General features: G+C 36.7%; 20 protein-coding genes and 1 riboswitch. Of the genes, 3 read left to right on the top strand and 17 right to left on the bottom strand.

Translation table 11 applies throughout. From position 1 onward, the window contains the following. The first annotated feature begins 28 nt into the window (after positions 1-28). Entirely contained in the window at positions 29-784 is a 756-nt protein-coding gene (locus Q5760_RS04015; protein WP_428910960.1) for a 3-hydroxybutyrate dehydrogenase, read from the top strand. A gap of 135 nt (positions 785-919) precedes the next feature. Here Q5760_RS04015 and Q5760_RS04010 read toward each other — a convergent pair whose 3' ends face one another. The 14 genes from Q5760_RS04010 to Q5760_RS03945 all read right to left on the bottom strand — a co-directional run bounded on the left by Q5760_RS04010 (position 920) and on the right by Q5760_RS03945 (position 15158). Next, positions 920-1552, bottom strand: a complete 633-nt coding sequence (locus tag Q5760_RS04010) for a response regulator (RefSeq protein WP_428910959.1) — start codon at positions 1550-1552, stop codon at positions 920-922. Beyond that, positions 1545-2582: a sensor histidine kinase gene (locus tag Q5760_RS04005; RefSeq protein ID WP_428910958.1), complete on the bottom strand. Its 1038-nt coding sequence runs from the start codon at positions 2580-2582 to the stop codon at positions 1545-1547. Before Q5760_RS04005 ends, Q5760_RS04010 begins: the two co-directional genes overlap by 8 nt. Then, the gene (gene liaF / locus Q5760_RS04000; protein WP_428910957.1) at positions 2579-3316 is read right to left on the bottom strand and encodes a cell wall-active antibiotics response protein LiaF; all 738 of its coding nucleotides are present in this window, start codon (positions 3314-3316) and stop codon (positions 2579-2581) included. The genes Q5760_RS04005 and liaF overlap by 4 nt, the downstream gene beginning before the upstream one ends. Before the next feature lie 260 nt (positions 3317-3576). Next, positions 3577-4230 carry a PspA/IM30 family protein gene (locus Q5760_RS03995; protein WP_428910956.1) on the bottom strand — a complete coding sequence of 218 codons (654 nt, stop codon included), beginning with the start codon at positions 4228-4230 and terminating at the stop codon, positions 3577-3579. A gap of 118 nt (positions 4231-4348) precedes the next feature. After that, entirely contained in the window at positions 4349-4693 is a 345-nt protein-coding gene (locus tag Q5760_RS03990; RefSeq protein ID WP_428910955.1) for a flagellar basal body rod protein, read from the bottom strand. A gap of 156 nt (positions 4694-4849) precedes the next feature. Beyond that, entirely contained in the window at positions 4850-6058 is a 1209-nt protein-coding gene (locus Q5760_RS03985) for a Ger(x)C family spore germination protein (RefSeq protein WP_428910954.1), read from the bottom strand. Next, positions 6055-7701 (bottom strand): spore germination protein, encoded by a 1647-nt coding sequence (locus tag Q5760_RS03980; protein ID WP_428910953.1) that lies wholly within the window; start codon positions 7699-7701, stop codon positions 6055-6057. The genes Q5760_RS03985 and Q5760_RS03980 overlap by 4 nt, the downstream gene beginning before the upstream one ends. Beyond that, complete coding sequence (locus Q5760_RS03975) at positions 7698-8831, bottom strand: GerAB/ArcD/ProY family transporter (RefSeq protein ID WP_428910952.1); 1134 nt, start codon at positions 8829-8831, stop codon at positions 7698-7700. Before Q5760_RS03975 ends, Q5760_RS03980 begins: the two co-directional genes overlap by 4 nt. Before the next feature lie 42 nt (positions 8832-8873). Further along, complete coding sequence (locus Q5760_RS03970; protein ID WP_428910951.1) at positions 8874-9122, bottom strand: hypothetical protein; 249 nt, start codon at positions 9120-9122, stop codon at positions 8874-8876. Positions 9123-9720: 598 nt separating this feature from the next. Further along, positions 9721-9855 carry a hypothetical protein gene (locus Q5760_RS03965; RefSeq protein ID WP_338471755.1) on the bottom strand — a complete coding sequence of 45 codons (135 nt, stop codon included), beginning with the start codon at positions 9853-9855 and terminating at the stop codon, positions 9721-9723. A 242-nt stretch (positions 9856-10097) separates the two neighbouring features. Next, positions 10098-11258, bottom strand: coding sequence for a DEAD/DEAH box helicase (locus Q5760_RS03960; protein ID WP_428910950.1), 1161 nt, complete (start codon positions 11256-11258; stop codon positions 10098-10100). A gap of 132 nt (positions 11259-11390) precedes the next feature. Next, on the bottom strand, positions 11391-11594 hold the full coding sequence (locus Q5760_RS03955; RefSeq protein ID WP_428910949.1) for a twin-arginine translocase TatA/TatE family subunit: 204 nt from the start codon (positions 11592-11594) through the stop codon (positions 11391-11393). 46 nt (positions 11595-11640) lie between these two features. Continuing rightward, the gene (locus Q5760_RS03950) at positions 11641-13296 is read right to left on the bottom strand and encodes a PhoX family protein (RefSeq protein ID WP_428910948.1); all 1656 of its coding nucleotides are present in this window, start codon (positions 13294-13296) and stop codon (positions 11641-11643) included. A gap of 506 nt (positions 13297-13802) precedes the next feature. Then, positions 13803-15158, bottom strand: coding sequence for an alanine/glycine:cation symporter family protein (locus tag Q5760_RS03945; RefSeq protein WP_428910947.1), 1356 nt, complete (start codon positions 15156-15158; stop codon positions 13803-13805). A gap of 411 nt (positions 15159-15569) precedes the next feature. On the opposite strand from Q5760_RS03945, the gene Q5760_RS03940 reads away from it, so the two are divergent. After that, positions 15570-16793 (top strand): MFS transporter, encoded by a 1224-nt coding sequence (locus tag Q5760_RS03940; protein ID WP_428910946.1) that lies wholly within the window; start codon positions 15570-15572, stop codon positions 16791-16793. 195 nt (positions 16794-16988) lie between these two features. Beyond that, positions 16989-18341 carry a methyl-accepting chemotaxis protein gene (locus tag Q5760_RS03935; protein WP_428910945.1) on the top strand — a complete coding sequence of 451 codons (1353 nt, stop codon included), beginning with the start codon at positions 16989-16991 and terminating at the stop codon, positions 18339-18341. Between the two features lie 144 nt (positions 18342-18485). Here the strand turns inward: Q5760_RS03935 and Q5760_RS03930 are convergent, their stop codons facing one another. The 3 genes from Q5760_RS03930 to Q5760_RS03920 form a co-directional block, all read right to left on the bottom strand. Next, positions 18486-19481, bottom strand: a complete 996-nt coding sequence (locus Q5760_RS03930) for a homoserine dehydrogenase (RefSeq protein ID WP_428910944.1) — start codon at positions 19479-19481, stop codon at positions 18486-18488. Between the two features lie 107 nt (positions 19482-19588). Beyond that, positions 19589-19694, bottom strand: a riboswitch (SAM riboswitch). 62 nt (positions 19695-19756) lie between these two features. Beyond that, positions 19757-21118 carry an aspartate kinase gene (locus tag Q5760_RS03925; RefSeq protein ID WP_428910943.1) on the bottom strand — a complete coding sequence of 454 codons (1362 nt, stop codon included), beginning with the start codon at positions 21116-21118 and terminating at the stop codon, positions 19757-19759. Positions 21119-21280: 162 nt separating this feature from the next. After that, a complete protein-coding gene (locus Q5760_RS03920; protein ID WP_428910942.1) occupies positions 21281-22219 on the bottom strand; it encodes a dipeptidase in 939 nt (312 codons plus the stop codon). Positions 22220-22287 lie beyond the last annotated feature (68 nt).

Genomic DNA, 22287 nt, shown 5'->3' with positions numbered 1-22287 from the left:
AAAATTATAAACTAAAGGAGCATGAATGATGGAAAAAGAACGTACAGTCATCGTAACCGGTGCAGCTCAAGGAATTGGCTATGCAATTGCAGAAGCTTTTATCAATAATGGAGATTTTGTGGCTATCTTTGATCTCAATGAAGAGGCTGCCAAAAGCGCCGCAGAAAAATTAGGAAATGCAAAAGGCTATAAAGTAAATGTCGCCGATGAAGAAAGTGTTAAATCTGCAGTCGAACAAGTTGTTGCAGAACGAGGATCAGTTGATGTTCTTGTTAATAATGCGGGTCTTCAATTTATTTCCCCTGTTGAAGATTTCCCAGAAGAAAAATGGGATTTAGTTGTAGGTGTTATATTAAAAGGAACATTCCTAATGACAAAACATGTTCTTCCTTCTATGAAGAAACAAAAATATGGTCGTATTATAACGATTTCTTCAGGACACGGCAGAAGACCTGATCAATATAAATCGGCTTATGTAGCTGCAAAACATGCTCAAATTGGTTTTACAAACGTAGTCGCAATGGAAAATGCACAAAATGGGATTACGGCAAATTCAATATTACCTGGACCTACACGTACAGCATTAATTGAAAAACAATTACCAGAACTTGCAGCAAAAGATGGATCAACTGTAGAAGAAGCATTAAATCACCACATCTTAGGTGCTCAATGGATGAAACGTTTGCTTGAGCCTTCAGAAATTGCAGCAACTGCACTATTTTTAGCTTCAGACGGCGCAGCAGCCATTACAGGCGAAGCACTTGGTGTTACTGGCGGAGAATAATAGTCTTTCATCAGCAGATGAATTTTTTATCAAAACTGGATAGAGAATGTAGCAAGGAAGATTGTCTATCATAAAAAGGTGTCAGACACTACAAAAAGACATTTGAAATCATTTGTCCATTTGCGGTGTACTGACTTATTTTGTTAATGAATGCTTAAAGGCATAAATCACTGCTTGAGTACGGTCCTGCACTTGCAGTTTGCTGAGGATATTACTAACATGAGTTTTGACCGTTTTTAATGAGATAAATAATTCATCCGCGATCTCTTGATTGCTTTTTCCTTGTGTCATCAAAAGAAGGATTTCCATTTCTCTTCCTGTCAACTCTTCATGTAGTTCATGCTGATTTTTTCGCCTCATTCTGCTCATCATTTTCCCTGTTACCTCAGGTTCCAAAATGGATTGTCCCTGATAAGTAGAGCGGACCGCTTGAGCAATTTCACTAGCCTTTGATGTTTTCAACATATAGCTAGTCGCACCTGCTTCAAGAGCCGGGTACACTTTGTCATCATCTAAAAAGCTTGTAACAATAATGATTTTCGCTTCTGGCCACTGCTCAATAATTCTTCTTGTCGCTTCAATACCATCCATTTCCTTCATCACTAAGTCCATCAAAATAATATCTGGTTTAAGGGATAGAGCCATATCAACTGCTATTTTCCCGTCATCCGCTTCCCCTACCACTACAATATCAGGCTGTGCAGAAAGATAGGCCGAAACTCCGATGCGTACCATTTCATGATCATCCACAAATAATACTTTAATCATCCATCTCACCTTCATTTACAACAGGTATTTTTACTTCTAATCGTGTGCCTTTTTGCTTAAGCGAAATAATTTTTAAATTGCCACCAATTTCGACGGCTCTTTCATGCATATTTTGTAAGCCATAGGAACCCGCTTTTTGTTCATCGACATCAAAGCCAATCCCGTCATCTGATACTCGTAAAATAATAAATCCGTCCCGTTTAATCAAAAGTACCTCTAAAGTACTCGCTTTTGAATGACGCAATGTATTGGATACCGATTCTTGTAAAATACGAAACAAATGGTCTTCGATGCCTTTTTCAACTGGAAACTCTTCTGTTTTCCATTTAATATCCATCGTTACCTTTTGTCGAAGTTCAATTAATAATTCCTCGATTCCTTCTTGCAGCGTTTTCCCTTTTAATGCAACTGGGCGTAAATGTAAGAGCAAGGCACGCATTTCTAGTTGGGATTGATGAATCATTTCCTCAACGATTTTCAGTTGCTTTGCTTCCAAATCATTTGAAGCAGGCGTCTCGTTGATCGCCGACATCATCATCGATGCGGCAAATAACTGTTGACTGACCGAATCATGAAGTTCACGCGCCAATCGGTTTCGTTCTTGAAAAATAATTTCCTGCATGAGTTTCTCTTGATCCTGAGCTGCTTCTGTTGCCAGGCGCTGAGATAACTTCGCTTGTTCGATAATTTGCTTTTGAATCTTACTCATTCGGTTTGAGATGGTTTGAATTTCTGGTAAAGACGAACTTGTTATATCTAATGGTCTTCCTTCTTCCAATTGATGAAGCCCATCGTCTACCACTTGAAGTTCTTTTTTCCAAAAATGACCTGAGAAAAATCCAAATAAAATCCCAATGACCATACTTACACTGGGTACAAGGATAATAAAGGGGATGTCTAGTACATTTTGTTCCCAAAGATCACTGTAATGAAACAGTGGATAAACATACAATGTCCCAATTAATACGAATACAAACACAATAATGGCAATTACGGCTCCGAAAATAATTTGTCGTGAAACGATATTCATACTCGCTTCACCTCAATATCTCCGACTAACATCGAAGTAAATACTTTCACCTTTTGATCAGCTTGTTCATATTGAGCCGTTTCAACTTTCACTTGACGATTCATCGCTTGTGACTCGTAAAAATCAAGAATTTTTGCAGAGCCATAAATAGCGGAATGATTTACACTTACCTCTACATCATAAGGAATGAGAATGGTTACCTTTCCAATCACATTTCGGATAAATGTGATAGTCTCACCTTTCGGCAGTACGGTGTAACTAAAGTCAATGACCGTATCTCCCATACCACCTTGAATATTCACATCTTTCCATTCATAAACATGTTCGGGAGTTTTTTGCCCTCCAAAAAAGTAATTTTGTAAAAGAGGTTTCTCCTTTACAATGGTTTCCTTTTCTATAGTCGATTCTTCCGGCTGTTTTATAATCGGATGGATCGTTGTTGGATTTTGTTTTCTAGAACCAAATTGGACAATAAATACACAAAGAAGTGCGACGAAAAAGAAGCGAATGGATAACATATTAAATGCATTAATCACTAAGAATACAAGACCTGCCCAATAGAGGAATTTCCCCGTTTTTTTCGGCATCCGTTTTCTTCCTACAAAGACCATTCCTGTTGCCACAATAAGAGAGAAAATAAGCCCTCGATTGAAAAAAAACACATCAAGTATAAGAAAAAATGCGCCTATTAATAGGATCCAGCTGACATAATCCGTTTTTAATTTATTTAACAATCGTCTAGTCCTCCCTTCTTGTTGTAACAGGATAGTTGAAAAGTGGAAGCGCCTTATTTTATCCCTGACAGGCATACGACGGGCGCTGACAGAAGTCGCGTTCTTTACCTTCCGAAGCAAATTAACTAAACCTACTAGGGCTGGCGCTGGAGCGAGACTTAAATAAGGACAGAGGGAAAGGTTCCTTTACCCTACCATCAAAAGTGGGACACGGTACCTTTCCCCATGTCCCCATACCCTTTTAAGAATAACAGTTTACGTTAGGAAATTGAACTTGTTTCGTCCATTTTTACAGAATTTTGTTTTTCTAACATGGCAATTCTTGCATCAATCGTGTTCTGATAATAGGAACTGTTCACCTGTTGTTCTAAACGATCCAAGTAAGATTCAATTTCTTGAAATCTTGAGTAGGATTTACTGCTATAGGTTTGATTATCAAGTACTGTATTCATTTTATTTTGGGCGCGTGTAACATTTTCACGACCCATTAATTCCAAACGGCGGATATTCATGTCTTTTAGCTTATGCTTCATTTCTTCATATTTTTGCTCTAAGTCTACTAATTGATGATTGGCTTGTGTTAATAATTCTTGTAATTTGATTGTACGTTCTTCATATTGATGCTGCTCAGTAAGTGCAAACTGATGAAGTTCTGTCTCCTCTGCTGATAACGCAATTTCCGCTTGTTTTTTACGTTTTGCTGATAGCTCTACTGCTTGATTATATTCCCTTGTAAATTCATCCTTCAAACGATACTGTCTTTCTAAAAGCTTACGAACCTTTTCCGTTTCTAGTTCACATTCACGTAGGTATTGATTCAGCAAAGCGATCGGATTTTTTTGCTCCTTTTGATCTAGAACCCCGTGTAAATCAGCTAATATCGTATTTTTTAATCTTGTAAATAAATTTGTCATGTTTTTCTCTCCTTTATTAAATAGTGGGGCATAGGACAGGTTCCTTGCCCCCAATGGAAATATATTAATTTTTCCTCTTTACTGGTAGGTAGGACCAGGCACATGTCCCTTCTTCCCATTAGTATTTGTGTAACTCTGACCATTGTTTTTCAAAATTTACGAATGGATCGTCTGATTCAACAATCGTTTCTTTCGGTTTGTTCCATTTTTTATATACGACATACAAAACATAAATCGCTACTACACCTAGTATGGCTGGAACATTTGCAGCCAGTGACATGATCGCAATAAATCCAATGAATCCCCAGCCTACCTTTGCCAGAACTGAATTTGTTTTTATAAAGCCTTTGAAGGCAAAGTAAAAAATAGCTAAACTAATCACCAATCCGATCATTGGTCCTAAATTATGAAGCAGCACAATTGCTGCAATTCCTCCTAATACAAGCAACCCAAATTTTTTCATTTTTTGTTGCCTCCTTTCTTGATTTCATCTTACCTTTTTCATGTTTTTTCTATAACGAACTGGAAATGTATTTTGAAGTCAGACTTAAGACGGAGATATAAATAAAACGGAGAAAATAATAAAGAACAAGAGATTAAATCCCTTGTTCTTTGTGCGCTACTGTTCTTCTTTCGCTTCTCTATATGCACCTTTTGTATTCAACCCTGCTCTGCTTATATTGACATCTACACTCACATTAATTTGTGCTTCTTTAAACGCCTCATCCCAATGGTTTTGAATTTCTTTAAAGTTTTTATAGTCTTGACGACTGATAACTTCACCAAAACCAAAAATATCGATACCATATTTCTTTTGTACCTTTTCAATGGTCCCACTAATCTGCTTTTGTAAATATTCTTCAGCTGTCTTTTGGAAATCCTGATACGTTTCTTTCTTATCCAAGGGTTTACTACATTGACTCGTATTTACATAGCTTTCCACATGTATATTCATATCTATATTTGGTTTTTCATCATCGAGATGACCTTTTAGCTTTGTATTCGAATTTTTTACCCTAATTGCAAAAAAGTCATCCTTATCCCCCTCCTCACAAGGGATTGAAATAATCGTCTTTTGAAGCTTGTCCTGAGTCCACAAATAATTTCTCGTTTCCTCTAGTGACAATGCCCCAACAAGCTTATCGTCGTGGAATACAGCCATAGAATCAATAACAACAATAGCATCTAATTCTGGCTTTGTTATATTGTCTAAGCTATTACCTTTTTCAGGGTTACCTTTAATCTTAACCTGAGCTAGAACTGGATGTCGACCTGGGGACATCATAGCTCTTAAAAAGTCATTAAGACGAACATCCGGATCTCCACCCCATAATTCTGCTGCCGTTTCCAACTGAACCTTTAATTTTAATGCTGAGGATTTCTGAATCGTATAAAGAACCTTCAATACATCGGCGGCTTTTCCTTCCTTTGCAACGATAAAATTAAAATCATCACGAATTTCCCGAGTCCGTTCAAGAAAATCCAAAAAGTCAAGTGCTCCTTTTTCAGCTACCTCTTTGCTAATGACCAAGGTTTTCATATGAGAATAAATTAAATTTCTCGAAACTCCCACATTCATTTTATGAGATAGTTCACCAATTGTTTTCCCTTCCAATGAAAAGATAATAGTTGGAGCGTTACCCACTGTTGTTTGTTCATTTAATTCAGCTGCATTAATCGCCTCTATCGTTAACACATAGGGTGCATTTTTTCCAATGTCGATTGCCATACCTGTGACGACCGAGAGATTAGATAATTCGCGTTGGTCCCAACAACCTGTTAAAAACAAACATAAAAACATGTTGAGAAAGAGTGTTTTTTTTCTCATCCTTTATTCCTCCTCAGCATATCAGGGGGTGTCGGTGAACCCATTGTTTCGTTTTTTGGTTGGTCAAGCGTACGCAAATAAGTGGGTCTTCTGTTCAATGCCCAATACGGCATACGGAAGATGACATCTCGCTGATTTTTGAGAGAAAATGGGGCAATTGGGGCTAAATAAGGTACTCCGAAAGACCGTAATGAGGCTAAATGAGCCACCATAACAATTAACCCAAGTAAAACCCCATATAAACCCAAAAAAGCAGCAATAGGAACTAGGATTAATCTTAAGATTCTTGTAGCAGCTGATAAACTATACACAGGTGCTACAAAGTTAGCAGTGGCCGTAATAGCTACAATTATGACCATGATATTCGAAATAATTCCTGCTTGAGCTGCTGCCTGTCCAATCACAAGGGCACCCACAATCGATACTGTCTGTCCGACCGCCCTTGGCATACGGATCCCAGCTTCCCGCAGAATTTCAAACACCAATTCCATAAGTAAAACTTCTACGACAGCAGGAAATGGAACCCCCTCACGTTGAGCAATAATATTTAATAATAGATAGGTAGGAATAAGCTCCTGATGATAAGTCAATACCCCAACATAAGCTGAAGGTACAATTAATACAATCAAAAAAGATAGATAGCGAATGACTCGTAAAAAACTAGACATGACAAAATGATTATAATAATCTTCGGATGATGTGAAAAAGTCGGTAAATACTGCCGGTACAATCAAAACAAATGGGGAACCATCAACAATGATGCAGATCTTCCCCTCAATCAAATGAGCAGCTGTTGTATCTGGACGTTCTGTATTTAATGCCAACGGAAAAACAGAACTGGATTTATCACTGATTAATTCTTCAATATTTCCTGATTCGAAAATTGCTGATACTTTAATTTTATTCAGTCTTTTTCTTACTTCTTCAATGATGGATTCATTCGCAATTCCATCCATATACCCTATCGCTACCTTTGTTTTTGTATCTTTTCCAAGGGTAAACTCCTCAAAACGAAGCTTTGAATTTCTAATTCTTCTCCTTATTAAAGACTGGTTTGTGACATAACCTTCAATAAAGCCATCTTTCGGACCACGAATCACAGTCTGAGTCGATGGCTCTTCTATGGATCGAGTATTCTCAATAGGAATATTAATGCTAATAAATTTGGGAAACGTTTTGATAGCCATGATAATGTTACCGTTTAACATATGATTTATAACATCATCATCCGTTTGGATAAATTGATACCTTCCTCCACCAAATAAATCATTACAAAGGTTTTCCATTTCCTCTTCCGACTGTGGATCTAAAGACGTTTTCTGATTTCCAAACGAGGTTTCTTTATTAAAGAACATTTTCTGCAATTCTCTAAGCTCAATAACACTTTCTAAATAAAAGATGATGCTATCTACTTCTGCTATCTTAACTTTTTCTGTCTTTAAGTCTGATGTGTTCCCTAAGGCATTAGTGATGATTTTATTTAATTCATCTATCGAATGTTTATTCATTGTTTTTAACTGAGTATCGTTAAGCTCATTCGATGGACCAGAAATACTTGAATGATTTTCCTGTGTTTGCCGCTTCGGTTTTGTGAACCTATCCTTTTTCCTATGTATGGTAACAAGCGGCTTTTTTGAGTTCATGACTGCACCCCCTTTTTTTGTTTCTGATCTTGCTGACTAGACGGGTTCCTTCGCTTCTTTATCATTAACATGATAAAGATCACGAATGGAATAACTAGCTGCATGGGAGGGTGAAAAATATTCGTTGTAAAGCGCAGCCCCTCTTCCATATGCTCTGCAAAATCAAGGGAGATAACATTTGAAGCTGCCGATACCACCATAGCAATCGGCAGGGCAAAGAATTTATAAGGGACTCGGAATATATATTGAAGGCCTATTAAACCACAATATAGAAAAATAGTGACTTTCCCTAAAGCACTGAGTAACATGAGGAAAACAACAAGCGCTTCAATTCGTTCAATAAACTCGCCTAAGGCAATTCGTCTAGATGCAGTCAATAAAGGAAAAGCCTTATTATGCATCATGTCCGGACCAATCGTAATCAAAATTAAAAACATAATAATGGTTAAAAAGATGCCTCCAATCAAAATCGCTAACAACACTGTTCCTTTACAACGATCAAATTTGCCCACATTTGGAAGAATCATCGTCAAGACAATGAGCTCACCAAACGGAAATGTGAGTAAAGTTGGAAATAACGCCTTTAAAACCGGTGTAAATCCATCTCCTAAAACGGGTAACAGATAATTAAAATCTACTAATCCACTAGCAAATAAAAAAATCACGAACAAAAAAAGAAACAAAAACAAATAAGGTAAAAAAATCTCTGTCACTCGTGCAAAGACTTCAAACCCTAAATAAATCATGTATGCGATCACAAGTAAAAAAGTAACGGAAATCATTTCAATTGGTGTGATTGGCAAGATGGCAACGGTAATTAGTTCAGAAAAATCCCGTGTTACCCGAGAAGATTGATATAAAAAATAAATGATATATACCATACCCAAACCAATGGCTATAGGACGAGAAAAACAATACTCCATGATTTCAAATAAGTTTGAACCTGGACGAAGTGCGACCAATTGAAAATAAAAAAGACCTAACCCTACTCCAAATAAAGTTGCCAAAAACACAGCAATCCATGCATCTCGTTCGGCTTCTATCCCAATCCCGACAATAAGTGCACTTCCTAGTAATAAAATAAATATTAATGAAAATAATTGGGTTGTTGAAATATTCTCTTTAACCATGTACAACCATTCCTCTAAGAAATCATTGGTATAAACATAAGACTAGGATTGTTCCTCCATTTCAAGACTTTTAGACTTTTTCTGTATTTTCTTTCTGCGGACATCCGTTACAATACTCCACCCTAATGCAAAAAGGACGGTAAATAATAAGATATAGCGGTCTGCCGTTCCTTGAGATTGAAAGACCATAAAAAAGGCCTCCATATAACCATATTCAAATAAAATCAAATCCACTATAAGCATTAATTGACCCAACAAAATAAATACAAGTATGAACGCAAATGTTACCATTTGTCCCCCTCATCATCTTCTTCGTAGAAATGACCCTATTACTCTTAGCATTTCAAAATATAGTGTTTTTATCCTTTTTTCGGAAAAACGATACGTATACAATTTTTCCAAATAGGAAAATTATCCATAGGTTTACTTAAACAAGGAGGAATTTTTTGGTCAATTCACCTGAGGAAATGCCGACATTTCCAGAACCCTATTGGCGTGAAGTATCCTTACCTGAATTTGAGAAGGAACGAAAAATATAAAGGTCGATGTCGCCATTGTTGGTGGAGGGATTGCTGGAATTACAGCTGGTTAGTTATTGCAGAAGGCTGGTTTACAAGTAAGCGTCTATACCCTCTTGAGCTGTGAATATGATTCCCGTTTCAGCCATGATGGAAATGTTGTAGAAGGAGCACGAAAAAGAAGCTAAGTGGGTAAGATATGGATGTATTGGGGTCATCCATTTTGAAATAAATTTTAGTGTTGCTATTTATTTATGGTCATATTGAGTTTGAAAGTATAGATTTTTAACTAATAGTGGATTTTGCAAATTTTCAAGCCCGAAAAAAGAGATACCCAGTAACCTGCCCTGAGCATCTCCTTACATACAAAATTAGTCTATTGTTTCCGTTGCTTGTCTTTCCTTACTACCTGTTGTAAACTCTACTAATTCTTCACTTGTTCTTTGTTCTCTTTTCTTGTTTTTATTACGTTGTGCATTCGCATTCCCGCGTTTTGTTCTACCCATGTCAAATACACTCCTTAATCATATTCGCCCGCTGATTTTGCGCTCGAATTTTGATCGAGTTCGATCAATTCCATTAAAAATCCGAGGTATCCGCCGGACGCTTAACTGCATTCAGCCAAAGGTTGCACTCCACTAAATTGGATCGCTTTAGTTTTAACGTAGAGGTACACTGCTGAATGCACTTGAATGACTTACAGTAGGTAGTATGCATTTCCTTATCTCGCTTTATTCTGAAGCGAAAATTACCTTTTTTTAGAAAAGGTCTGTTTAGGGTCAACGATTTCTTCGCCATGGAATCGTTTAATCTCAGCTGAAAACCCTAATTCCTTCGCAAATTTCTTTAATTCTCTTTCCTCACGCTCTGTTACTAAGGAAATCACAGTACCACTTGCGCCAAATCTTCCCGTTCTTCCAGAGCGATGAACATATTGATTGATATCTTTTGGAAAATCATGATGAACCACATGAGTTATCGCTTCGATGTCAAGCCCTCTCGCTGCGACATCGGTTGCAATTAGCATCGGAGTTTTTCCATCTCGAAACTCTCGAATTGATTTCTGACGGTCCATTTTATTCATGTCACTATGAAGCGTACTTACATTAATTTGTTTGAATTGCAGTTTTTCCGCTAGCACAGTTAAGTTTCCAATATCCTTTACAAATACAAGAGCTTTTACTTTTTCAAGACGAGATATTTTTTCAATTAGTTTGATTTTATCCCGCTGCTCACTTAGAAAATAAATATGATTCACAGTATCAGCTTTAATGGTTTCATCTTTCTCAACCTTAATAACTTCAGCCTCTTTTGTGAGTTCATTTGCGATATGAATAACCTGTTCTGGTAAGGTTGCAGAAAATAAAACCACTTGCCGCTCACTTAAAGTCGATTTTACAATTTGTTTAATATTCTCAATATGTTCTGGTACTAGCAACTGATCCCCTTCATCAAGGACGACAGTCTTCACTTCATGCATTTTTAATTTCTTTTGTTTAATGAGTTCTAAAACCCGTCCAGGTGTTCCGATGACAATTTGTGGATGTTTCTTTAGTTTCTCAAGTTGTCTTTTCACATTGGCTCCACCGATAAAAGAAGCCCCACGAATTCCGCTGCCTTCCGACCATTTTTGCATTTCATTTAAAATTTGCATGACCAATTCTTGTGATGAAGCTAAAATGACCGCTTGAACCGATTTCTTTTCAGGATCAATTTTATTTAAAACTGGCAACAAATAAGCAAGTGTTTTTCCAGTACCAGTAGGAGATTGTGCAATCACATCTTTATTTTCTACAATTGCTGGGATGGCATAAGATTGGATCGTTGTAGGCGAATGAAACCCTGCCTTTTCCCATACTTGTCCAATAAATGGCTTAAGCTCTTTAATTATTTTTTGATTTTCAGTCATTCCGTTCTCCTTCTAAAAAAGTTCAATTCTCTTCATTATACTATTATGTTTCTTTTTTAAAAAGCTAACACGCATTGATGTTTAAATAAAGACAAAAAAGGACCCACCTTAAGGGGAGGTCCTTTTTTGTCTTTATTTAATTCTTTTTATTTCATTATCATCTTGCTTTTGCTCAGGTTTATCATCATCGTCTACTAGATCTTTGGCAGAACGTTTAAATTCTTTTAACGTAGAACCAACCGCTCTTCCTAGTTCTGGTAACTTCTTCGGTCCGAAAATAATTAACGCTAAGACGATAATTAAAATTAATCCGGGAACCCCAATATTGGATAGCATAATATCCCTCCATTTCGGTTTAGGGTGCTACAAGAGTGAATGACGATTAAAATCCTGTAATCGCAACTACGCTTGGTCTTGGCATGTTGTCACCTTTACGGTGTGGCCACATGCTTGTAGGATTTTTAGCATCTTTTGTGTTTTCACCTGGATGCTGTACCGCTAAGAATAATGTTGTTTCGTCTGGAGTGAAGCAAGGTCCTGTCATTTCAGCTTCTACTGGACCTGAAGCAAATTGGAATGCTTCTCCGATTTCATCTTCTTTTACATTTTTGTGAGCAACCGTTGGGATTACAAACAATCCGTTATTTTTGAAATGCTTATGGATACCTTTATTTAAGCTACTTGAAGAAATATCTGTAACCGTCCAAAGGTTTGCATTGCTATCAAATGTTAAGTTATCAGGGGCACTAAAGCCACTTTGTTTACCACCAGCAGCAAAGATTTCAAAATCGAATGTTAATGAACCAAGGTCATTATTGTCTTCGATGAATCTTGTGATATGTCCATGGAAGTTACCATGTCTGTCATTGTTTGTATGTGCAATGAAGATCGTTTTATCAAATGGAGAGATTTCAACGTCTTCTGGACGGTCTGTTGGTGTTCCACCAAGCAAGATTGAAGCTTCATCTGCATAGACAAGTACATCTGCTTGTGTTTGATATTTAGCTTCAAGGTCTGCCTTACCTTTAATTGCTGCCTTTACATTTTCAATTGTCATGGCAACCCATTCGCCCTTCTTCATGTTTGCCACATAAAGAGTTCCTTCTTCTAATAAGTCACTATTAGCAGTACCGCGAGATTCAACATATTTATTTTTACTAATAAACTTATACACACATGCGTCTTTAACGTCATCTCCCATGTATACAGCTACACGACCATCATTTGTAAGACCCATCGCCGCATTTTCATGGTGGAAACGACCTAATGCTGTATGCTTACGTACTTTGAAGTTTGGATCAAACGGATCAATTTCGACGATCCAGCCGTAGTGATTTTCATTTAAACCAGCTGCTTCACAAGTAGATTCATAGTTTTCTTCTGCTGAAAGAACTGTATTCCAAAGAGTTAAACCACCAGAGCAGTTTGCAAATGTACCTTGTACATTTGTTGCATTTGCCATGGCTTTTGAACCTTTAGCTGGACCTGTTAAAGCGAAATCTGATAAACCAGTTACACGGCGGGCATATTTAGAATCTGTAACCATTTTCCAGCCGCCTTTTCGATCACCTTTCACCTCAATAATCGAGCCACCTTGGACATATAACATTTCTTCAATTTGTTTTGCTGTATATTTACCGTCTGCACCAGCAGGTTTGCCTTGAACAAACATATCACTAGAATACTCATGGTTTACCCATAATAACCCATGGTTAGATCCATCGATTGGTAAATATTGAGTGAAGTCACAGTTAAATCCGAAAGTGTCTCCAGCTTCGTTAATTTTATCTCCGTATGCAGCTACTACTTCATATTTATATCCTTTTGGAAGAACGATATCATCTGCATCAGATGGTTGAATTGGTTTAAAGTTTAAACCAGAAACTTTTTTATTAAATCCGAAAAGATTATTAGCAGCATCTCTACCTTTTGCTTCTACTTTTGGAGCTAGTCCACCAAGACCTGTAGATGCAACGGTTAAAGCTGCAGCACCTGTACCTACATATGTTAAAAATTTACGACGATTAATATCTCCCATTAAAAGATTCCCTCTTTTCATTTGTTTTCTAACGTTTGCCTAATGCAAATATTAATAAACAAATGTTAAGAAAGTGTCGTATAGAAATTAAGAGATTCTAAATAAATGTATATATTTTTACATAATTATTAATTTTTCGTCAAAAACTACAACCATTGACCTAATCACGTTCCGTAAGAATGAATAAATACCTATATATCATAAAGGACATTCTTCCTCCTCTTTTTATTCAATATTTCGATCTTTTAACTGGTAAATATTAATAGAACTTCCGACACCTCCATAATAGATGGGTAAATTGGGTTAGATTCTATTTTAGAATCACTATATTATCTGCATCATAGAATTGTCGAAGCCTTTCAACCGTTTTCGACCATTCAAAACTTAAACTAGAATCTTCTACTATAAGTTCATTTTCTTTGCTGTTTAATGATAGATTAGTGTTCCAGCTCTACAAAAAGGAGACCCTAACAGAAATTGCTGTTAGGGTCTCCCATCTAAGATTTTTAAACCGAAATATTATTACTGCGTGCTTGTAATTTTTCTTCCGCTCGAAGCTTTTTGAAGGATCTTGTTTCAGCAACAACGACTCCAGATAATAGTGCTAATCCGATTAAGTTTGGAATAGCCATTAATCCATTGAAAATATCAGCAATTGTCCAAACTAAGCCTAAATTCATCCCAGCACCGACTAGAACGGTTGTCACATAAACAATACGATAAACGGTAATGGATTTAGTACCAAACAAGTATTCAAAACATTTTTCACCATAATAAGCCCAACCTAGAACCGTTGAATATGCAAAGAAAATGATGCCGATGGTGACAATCCAACCGCCTCCAGGAAGCATTGAATTGAATGTTTGTGTTGTTAGTGCAGCACCTGTTAAATCTCCATTGCCAATATAGAGTCCACCCATAACGAGCGTAATCCCTGTGATTGAACAAACAATTATCGTATCTAAGAAAGTTCCTGTCATTGAAATTAAAGCTTGGCGTCCAGGATGATCTGTCTTTGCTGCAGCTGCTGCAATTGGTGCTGAACCCATACCAGCCTCATTTGAGAAAACACCACGAGCAACCCCCCAACGGATAACCGCACCAATAGCGCCACCTGCTACTGCTTGACCTGTAAATGCATCAGTAAAAATAAGCCCCAATGCATGTGGAAGTAAATCTACATTCATAACGATAATAACTAATCCACCTAAAATATAAAAAATGGCCATAATCGGTACAAAAATAGAAGTAACTCTTCCGATACTCTTAATTCCACCTAAAATAACTAATGCTGTAAAAACAGTTAAAATAACACCTGTAATCCAAGGATTGATCCCCATGCTCTCTTGAACAGCTGCTGCTACGGAGTTAGACTGAACAGAGCTTCCAATTCCAAAGGCCGCTACTGAACCGAATAAAGCGAATAACACAGCCAGCCATTTCCAGCCAAGGCCTTTTTCAATGTAGTACATCGGTCCACCAGCCATTTGGCCATTTTTATTCACACGGTACTTTACAGCTAGTATGGCTTCCGCATACTTTGTTGCCATTCCCACAAGAGCTGTAATCCACATCCAAAATACAGCACCAGGACCTCCGAGTACAACCGCAGTTGCAACCCCAGCAATATTACCCGTTCCAATCGTAGCAGCTAATGCCGTCATTAAGGATTGGAAATGAGAAATATCTCCTTCAGAAGTCTTGTCTTGTTTTTTTGAAAAGGCAAGTTTTAACGCGTATGGCAAACTACTAAATTGATAAAAGCCTAAACGAATCGTTAATAAAAGTCCTGTTCCTACGATTAAAATGAGTGTTGGTGGTCCCCATACAACACCACTTAACCAATTTAAAAAATCAGTCATGCAATTCACCAGCCCTTCTTCTTAAATAATATAAAATAACTAATCTGCCATTACGGCAGTAAAACAACTACTTAAAATAGCCTATCCTATTGTATGAATATTCCATCTACTTTTATTATACATTTTTCCGGAAAATATAAAAACATTTTAAACGCTTACATATGTTGTATAACAGTATAATATCTACCAAATTAAATATATAACAGAATCAGATTAACGTCAATATATTATTTAAATTTTTTATCCATTTTAAATTATCAATAAATTATTTTGATATAATTACTTTCCCTCCTTCTTTCTCGTTTATTTTTAAAAGAGAAAAGCAGTTTCCTTGATTTTCATTTTGATTGGTCTATGATTATTAATAAGTCTCTATATACAATTTACATTTATGAAAGAAGTGTTACTCACATGTTAGACCATCGAATTGCAAAACGTAATTTAAGAATTATGTGGTTTGCAAACTTTTTTGTTGGTTCAAGTATGACGATGATTCTTCCCTTTATTTCCTTATATATCGCTTCATTTGGAAACTACTCAGATGCTTATATTCAACAATGGGCCGGTTTATGTTTTGCGATCACGTTTTTAACCGCCTTTATCTTTGCACCGATATGGGGGAGAATTGGTGATAAGTATGGACGGAAAAAGATTCTTATTTTCTCAGGGACGGGACTTGCAACCTCCCTATTTTTAATGGGTTTTGTTACATCTGTTTGGGAGTTATTTTTGTTAAGGTTTTTTAGTGGCATCTTTACTGGTTTTATCCCAACTTCTCAAGCTTATATTTCAACACAAACACCGAAGGAAGTTGCTGGGCGAGCGCTTGGCACCCTGCAAACAGGGAATATTACAGGTAGTCTAATGGGTCCGCTTTTCGGAGGAATGCTAGCAGATGCGGTAGGATTCTCAACTACATTTAAATTGACCTCTTTTCTCATCTTAATTTCAGCTACTCTCGTTTTTACAACAAAGGAATTTAAGCTGGGCTCAAAAAATGAGTTAAAGAAAAAGTACTCAAGAATTGAAGTAATCAAGCGCATCATTCATAACCCTATCATGATTACTGTACTTCTCCTATCTACATTAATTCAAGTCGCTAATTTTAGTATTCAACCGATTTTAGCATTATTTGTTAACGAGCTTCATGGGGATGCGAATCTCGCATTTTTCTCAGGCATGGCCTTTTCTGCCGCAGGGTTAGGAAGCTTATTAATGGCAAAAAGATGGGGTGGTTTAGGTGACCGTTTTGGGTATGTCAAAATTCTGATTATCCTTTTATTCGCCGCTGGGATCATTTATTTACCAGGTGCCTTTATTACAGAGTATTGGCAGCTTTTGCTCATTCGTTTTTTGTTAGGAATCACAATGGGTGGACTGATTCCGCTTCGGGTGGCCTATATTCGTCAAGAAGCTCCGATTGCCATTCAAGGGGAAGTTCTCGGTTATAATACCAGTCTTCAATTTCTAGGTAATCTAATTGGACCTTCAATGGGCGGAATGATTTCAGGGTATTTTGGCTTCTCATCTGTTTTCTTAACAACCAGTCTTTTGTTGGTATTAGGTGGTTTTATCTTATTAACTTCCGTTCATCATCAGATGAAAAAGATCAAGGAATCAGTAAAGTTCGGTTAAATTAGGCATTGCAAAAAAGAGTCGGATGATCATCCGACTCTTTTTCTGCTTCTATATTTCCTCATTAAAATGTTTCATGATGCTATGTTAACAAAAATTGTTTATTACACAAGAAAAAATATAGTATACTAGTATACAAAAGTAATCCTGTAAGCGTTAACAGATATGACATGAAATGATGGAGGAACTAATACCATGCTACATTTTAAAAAAACCTCAAGAAATCAAGAGCAGCTTGATGAGCAAAATAGGATCATCCAAGAATTAGAAAAAATATACGAATTAAACGCAAACTATGGTGTTTCCAACCATTCTGCTTATTTACAGGGAGACACAGAATTAGTACGTGGTATAAACAAGCTATTAGAATTGAAAAATGATCAAGTAAGGGAGCTGTTTCTATTAAACAGTGAGCTTATTGAATATGTCACAAATATGACTTATGTAAAAGATATGGTTGATCATATTTCTATTCAAAAAAATTCTATTCAGGAGATAACTGCAACAAGTGAAGAGATGAGTGCTTCTAGTGAGGAAATTGCTAATTATGTACAGCATTCACTTAGTAAAACAAAAAATACAATTGATTTATCTGAAAACATCCTTAATAAAATCAATACCTCTTTTTCCTATATCAATGATTCCTTTCAAAGTATGGGAAAGGTCCAAACCAATATGCAATTTGTCGTAGAACAAACAAGAGAAATTGATAAGGTAGTCAATATCATTAAAAGTGTGGCTGAAAAAACAAATCTTCTTTCATTAAATGCAAGTATTGAAGCAGCTAGATCAGGAGATGCCGGTAGAGGATTTGCAGTTGTAGCAAATGAAATAAAGAAACTTGCACAGAATACAAAGGAATCGGTCGATTTTATCAATAATATGTTCGTTCATTTACGTGAGGAAATTGATCAATCCAATGAAAAGCTTAATGAGGCAATAAGTGTCTTTTCGTTTGGAAAAGAGCAATCTTCTGAAGCGATCAGTTCTATTGATCAAATTAAAGAATTATTAAAAGATATGAATTCCACTTTTGAAAATATTTCTGCTAATGCGGAAGAACAAACGGCGGCAACCCAAGAAGCATCAGCTCGCATAAGTGAAATTAATGAACACACAAGCGTATTAAATGATATCGTATTAAAAACAGGTCAAGGAATCTATTCTATAAGTTCTATCGCTGAACATGCACGAAAAACAGCACTACCTTTTTTCAAAGATTTCAAAGGAAACCAAATGCTTATCCCTGTTGCTTCTGAACATTTATTATGGAGATGGAAAGCCTATAATGCTGTATGCGGCTTTGAAACAATAGACGAAGAGAATATTCAAAGCCATGAAATGTGTACTTTTGGAAGGTTTGTCTCAACTCACGATGTTCCATCGGACATGAAGAAATTAATAGAGCCTCATAGGAAAATTCATACGCTCACAAAAGCGATTGTTCACGATGTTAATCACGGAGACCGAAGTTCAATTACGGATTATTTGAAAGAGCTCGACATAGCTACAGAAGAGTTTATCAAAGGTATTAAACAAGCACTATAGTAAAATCTTCTTTCGATTTAAATAAAAAGACTCTCTATCTTTTATGGCTTGTTCTCCCATCCTTGTCCGAATATACCATTATTCGGACAAGACTTAAATTCATTTTACTCTAATGGGAAACGAACAAACACTTATTAAGACTTTTTAAACTTCAAGCGGTTGTTGTTTTAGATAAGAAAGTGATTGTTCTTGATATAGATGTAGGAAATCTTCAATGACCGCACTTGCCGTTGGAAGCTTCCCTGCACCTGGACCTAACAAGGTGATATTTCCAACAATGTCGGCATCAATCGAAACCGCATTTTGCACCCCTTCAACACTATAAAATGGATGGTCATTTGATATAAGCACTGGCTCAACATTACACGTAATCACATCACCTTGTTTTTCTAACTTTGCAATGTGTTTATATTTTAATCCTAAAGAGGTTGCATGATTGATGTCTTCAATTTTAATCTGAGAAATTCCTTTACGAACTGTATGTTCTGGTTTGGGAACTTCGCCAAAAACAACATGGCTTAAGACGAGTGCCTTAAAATAGGCATCGAATCCCTCCACATCATTTGTTGGATCTGCTTCCGCGTACCCACTTTCTTGAGCCGTCTTTAATACTTCTTCAAAAGAAAGACCTTTTTCCCTCATATTTGTCAAAATAAAGTTTGACGTCCCATTTATAACTCCTTCAACTTTTGTAATTCTATTTATATTCAATAGTTTGCGAAGAGTTTGAATAACTGGGATCCCTCCACCAACCGTTGCCTCGAATCCAATCGATACGTGATGTTTTCTCGCTAATTCCATTAATTCTTTACCGTGATGAGCAAACATTTCTTTATTGGCTGTAATGACATGGCAGCCTTTTTCAATGGCCTTTCTCACATATGTAAAACCAGGTTCTACACCTACGATTGCGTCAATCACAACATCTGCTTTTTCCAATTGAAGGTCTTCAAATTGGTCAGTTAATAAAATCGTTTCATCCTGAATGGTGTGCTTGTTTACATTTCGCACTAGGACAGCTGTTACTTTCACAGGTTTCCCTAATGCAAATTGTAAGCGTTCTTGGTGTGTATGAATGGTTTCAAGTACGCCTTTTCCTACTGTGCCTAGACCTAACAATGCGACATGAATAGCTGACATGAACCATCTTCCTCTCCTCGTTTATATAAGCTTTACTATTTTTGTTTACAAAAAGACCTCTTCAACAAATAAGAAGAGGTCTTTTTAACATATCTATGTTATTCCTCCTCTTATCTTTCAGAATTACTTCTGCAGAAATTAGCACCTTTTCAAGGGTCACTTGATGGTTGCCGGGCTTCATTGGGTCTGTCCCTCCGCCACTCTGGATAAGAGTATTCGAATATTATTTATAATTAATAATTTAATTATATCGGAAATTAGAATTATTACAAGAATTAAGCTAATACTTTAGCAAAGAATTCATTGTATAATGCTTGAACCGCTCTTTTTTCATCATGAGCTTTCACACCAAACATCATGCTTACTTCAGAAGAACCTTGGTTAATCATATCAATATTGATTCCTTCCTGTGCTAACGCTTTTGAGGCTCTAGATGTCGTTCCAACATTATGTCGCATTCCTTCTCCAACGACCATAATCAACGCAAGATGACGTTCAATGGTTACTTCATCTGCGTGTAGTTCATCTTTAATTCGTTGTAAGACTTCTGCTTCTGTTTCCTCATTTAATTGATGCTCTCGTAAAATAACGGTCATATCATCAATGCCTGATGGGATGTGCTCATAGCTCATGCCGTAATCTTCAAGAATTTGTAATAACTTACGCCCAAAGCCAATTTCGCGATTCATCATATATTTACTTATATAGATACTACAGAAGCCGTCATCACTAGCAATCCCAATAACTGGACCATTTTTATTTTCGCGATTGTTAACGATTCGCGTTCCTGGTGCAGATGGATTATTGGTATTCTTCACATTCACTGGAATGCCAGCACGAAAAGCAGGGATCAAAGCCTCGTCATGGAAAACAGAGAACCCAGCATAGGATAGCTCGCGCATTTCACGATAGGTTAACTCACTAATTTCCTTCGGTTGCTTTACAATACTTGGATTAACAGAATAAACGGCATCCACATCTGTGAAGTTCTCATATAAGTCCGCCTTTACACCATTGGCTAGAATTGAACCTGTAATATCTGAACCACTTCGTGAGAACGTCAGAACAGAACCGTCTTTGCTATAGCCAAAGAATCCTGGAACGATTAAAATGCCGCTTCGATCACGCAAACGATATAAATTTTCATAAGACTCTGGGAGAACTTGAGCATTTCCAGGCTCATTTGTTACAAACAGGCCAGCTTCTTTCGGATTCACATAATGAGCTTCTTTTCCACGTGCATTAAAAAAGGCCGCAACTAATTTTGCATTATTATCCTCACCCGCTGCTTTTAGGGCTTCTATATATAAAGTAGGCTCGCTTTTATCTCCGTTAATGAGATCGATTAAGTTCTTGCGAATTTTATCAATGATCTCTTCATTAAGAGTTAATTCTTTAGCAATTTGAGCATACCGTTCAACAACTGCCTCTAATTCCTGCTGTACAGATTCCCCTTTTAAAGATTTCTCACCCATCGTAATGAGAAGGTCCGTTACTTTTATATCATCTCCATGTCGCTTACCTGGTGCTGAAACGACAATTACTTTTCGTTCAGGATCTGACAAAACGATTTGATATACTTTTTCTAATTGCTTACCCGACGCTAAGGAACTCCCACCAAATTTTGCTACTTTCATTTCGTCATCTCCCACATAGATTTTATTTTTCGTAGAAATTTATTTTTCTATTATCCACTCTTTTCATAAAAATTGCAATACATAATTCCATCTATTGTGGACAAATGTTTTTTATAAAAGGACATTGTAAAATAATTGAGAAAAAAGGTAGAATATTGTCGATTATTTTACCATATCATCTGGACGATGGTCGAGGAAATTTTGATAAGCAAATCCCTTAACTTCATCTTCCTTGAAATAACGTAATAATTTTTCAATCACGTTTTGGCTTTTAGACGCATCTTCTAAATCTTTAACATAAAAGGAAATTCCGTCAAAGTCTGAACCAAGACCAATCTGTTTTTTGCCTCCTAATGAACAAAAATGATCAATATGAGCAATTAAGTCGTCAATCGATGCGGAACCCTCATCTCTAATAAATTTAGGGTAATAGACGACATGAATCATCCCGCCTTTCTTAAACATGGCCCTTGCCTGTTCATCGGTTAAATTCCTTGGATGGTTACAAAGTTTATGTGCATTAGAGTGACTCGCGATTGGAAACTTTGCTAATTCCATCACATCCCAGAAGGATTTTTCACATAAATGGGAAACATCGGTAAGAAGGTGATGTTCATTATTCCAACGAACAATTTCCTTACCAAATACCGTTAGACCCCCACCTCTTGGTTCTTCGGCGCCATCTGCTGCGAGGTTCGCATGATTCCACGTTAGACCAATGGATCTTACTCCTAACTGATAAAGGATATTGAGTTTTTTCAAATCGTTTCCAATTGCCTCAACTCCTTCAAGGGTCAACATGGTTCCGATTTCACCATCTTTTAACGTATCGAAATCACTCCATCGTTTTATTTGCTTCATCTCAGGATTTTTTCCGAGGATTTCATCGTAGAAATAATGAACTTGTTCAAGTGCCACCTGGAACTTTTGATCAGAAGGTACGTCTGGTTCAATGAAGATTGCAAAGCATTGAACCTTTACTTTCCCTTTTTTTAATCGTTCCTTGTTTGTATGCAATTCAGGAGAATTCGCGAAAGAAAGTGTTCCTTTGGCTTCCTGGAGCTTTAGTAATGCGTCGCAATGTAGATCAATAATATTCATCAGTTGCCTCCCTATTTCAAATAACCGTTGATTGCCGACGTTTTTTCAAATCACCTTCATTATATTCT

It is taken from the genome of Niallia sp. Kr1 (assembly GCF_050389805.1).
Taxonomy (GTDB): Bacteria; Bacillota; Bacilli; order Bacillales; family Cytobacillaceae; genus Bacillus_BD.
Note: the sequence above shows the minus strand (reverse complement) of the source record. Positions and strands in the feature narration are given on the sequence as shown.

What these genes read in the sequence shown, in the direction of transcription:
- Q5760_RS03980 (WP_428910953.1), bottom strand. Translation starts at nt 7,701, where the DNA reads ATGAACTCAAAAAAGCCGCTTGTTACCATACATAGGAAAAAGGATAGG.
- Q5760_RS03935 (WP_428910945.1), top strand. Translation starts at nt 16,989, where the DNA reads ATGCTACATTTTAAAAAAACCTCAAGAAATCAAGAGCAGCTTGATGAG.
- Q5760_RS03955 (WP_428910949.1), bottom strand. Translation starts at nt 11,594, where the DNA reads ATGCTATCCAATATTGGGGTTCCCGGATTAATTTTAATTATCGTCTTA.
- Q5760_RS04005 (WP_428910958.1), bottom strand. Translation starts at nt 2,582, where the DNA reads ATGAATATCGTTTCACGACAAATTATTTTCGGAGCCGTAATTGCCATT.
- Q5760_RS03990 (WP_428910955.1), bottom strand. Translation starts at nt 4,693, where the DNA reads ATGAAAAAATTTGGGTTGCTTGTATTAGGAGGAATTGCAGCAATTGTG.
- Q5760_RS03930 (WP_428910944.1), bottom strand. Translation starts at nt 19,481, where the DNA reads ATGTCAGCTATTCATGTCGCATTGTTAGGTCTAGGCACAGTAGGAAAA.
- Q5760_RS03925 (WP_428910943.1), bottom strand. Translation starts at nt 21,118, where the DNA reads ATGAAAGTAGCAAAATTTGGTGGGAGTTCCTTAGCGTCGGGTAAGCAA.
- Q5760_RS03995 (WP_428910956.1), bottom strand. Translation starts at nt 4,230, where the DNA reads ATGACAAATTTATTTACAAGATTAAAAAATACGATATTAGCTGATTTA.
- Q5760_RS03945 (WP_428910947.1), bottom strand. Translation starts at nt 15,158, where the DNA reads ATGACTGATTTTTTAAATTGGTTAAGTGGTGTTGTATGGGGACCACCA.
- Q5760_RS03960 (WP_428910950.1), bottom strand. Translation starts at nt 11,258, where the DNA reads ATGACTGAAAATCAAAAAATAATTAAAGAGCTTAAGCCATTTATTGGA.
- Q5760_RS03975 (WP_428910952.1), bottom strand. Translation starts at nt 8,831, where the DNA reads ATGGTTAAAGAGAATATTTCAACAACCCAATTATTTTCATTAATATTT.
- Q5760_RS04015 (WP_428910960.1), top strand. Translation starts at nt 29, where the DNA reads ATGGAAAAAGAACGTACAGTCATCGTAACCGGTGCAGCTCAAGGAATT.
- Q5760_RS03940 (WP_428910946.1), top strand. Translation starts at nt 15,570, where the DNA reads ATGTTAGACCATCGAATTGCAAAACGTAATTTAAGAATTATGTGGTTT.
- Q5760_RS03970 (WP_428910951.1), bottom strand. Translation starts at nt 9,122, where the DNA reads ATGGTAACATTTGCGTTCATACTTGTATTTATTTTGTTGGGTCAATTA.
- Q5760_RS03985 (WP_428910954.1), bottom strand. Translation starts at nt 6,058, where the DNA reads ATGAGAAAAAAAACACTCTTTCTCAACATGTTTTTATGTTTGTTTTTA.
- Q5760_RS03950 (WP_428910948.1), bottom strand. Translation starts at nt 13,296, where the DNA reads ATGGGAGATATTAATCGTCGTAAATTTTTAACATATGTAGGTACAGGT.
- Q5760_RS03965 (WP_338471755.1), bottom strand. Translation starts at nt 9,855, where the DNA reads ATGGGTAGAACAAAACGCGGGAATGCGAATGCACAACGTAATAAAAAC.
- Q5760_RS04010 (WP_428910959.1), bottom strand. Translation starts at nt 1,552, where the DNA reads ATGATTAAAGTATTATTTGTGGATGATCATGAAATGGTACGCATCGGA.
- Q5760_RS03920 (WP_428910942.1), bottom strand. Translation starts at nt 22,219, where the DNA reads ATGAATATTATTGATCTACATTGCGACGCATTACTAAAGCTCCAGGAA.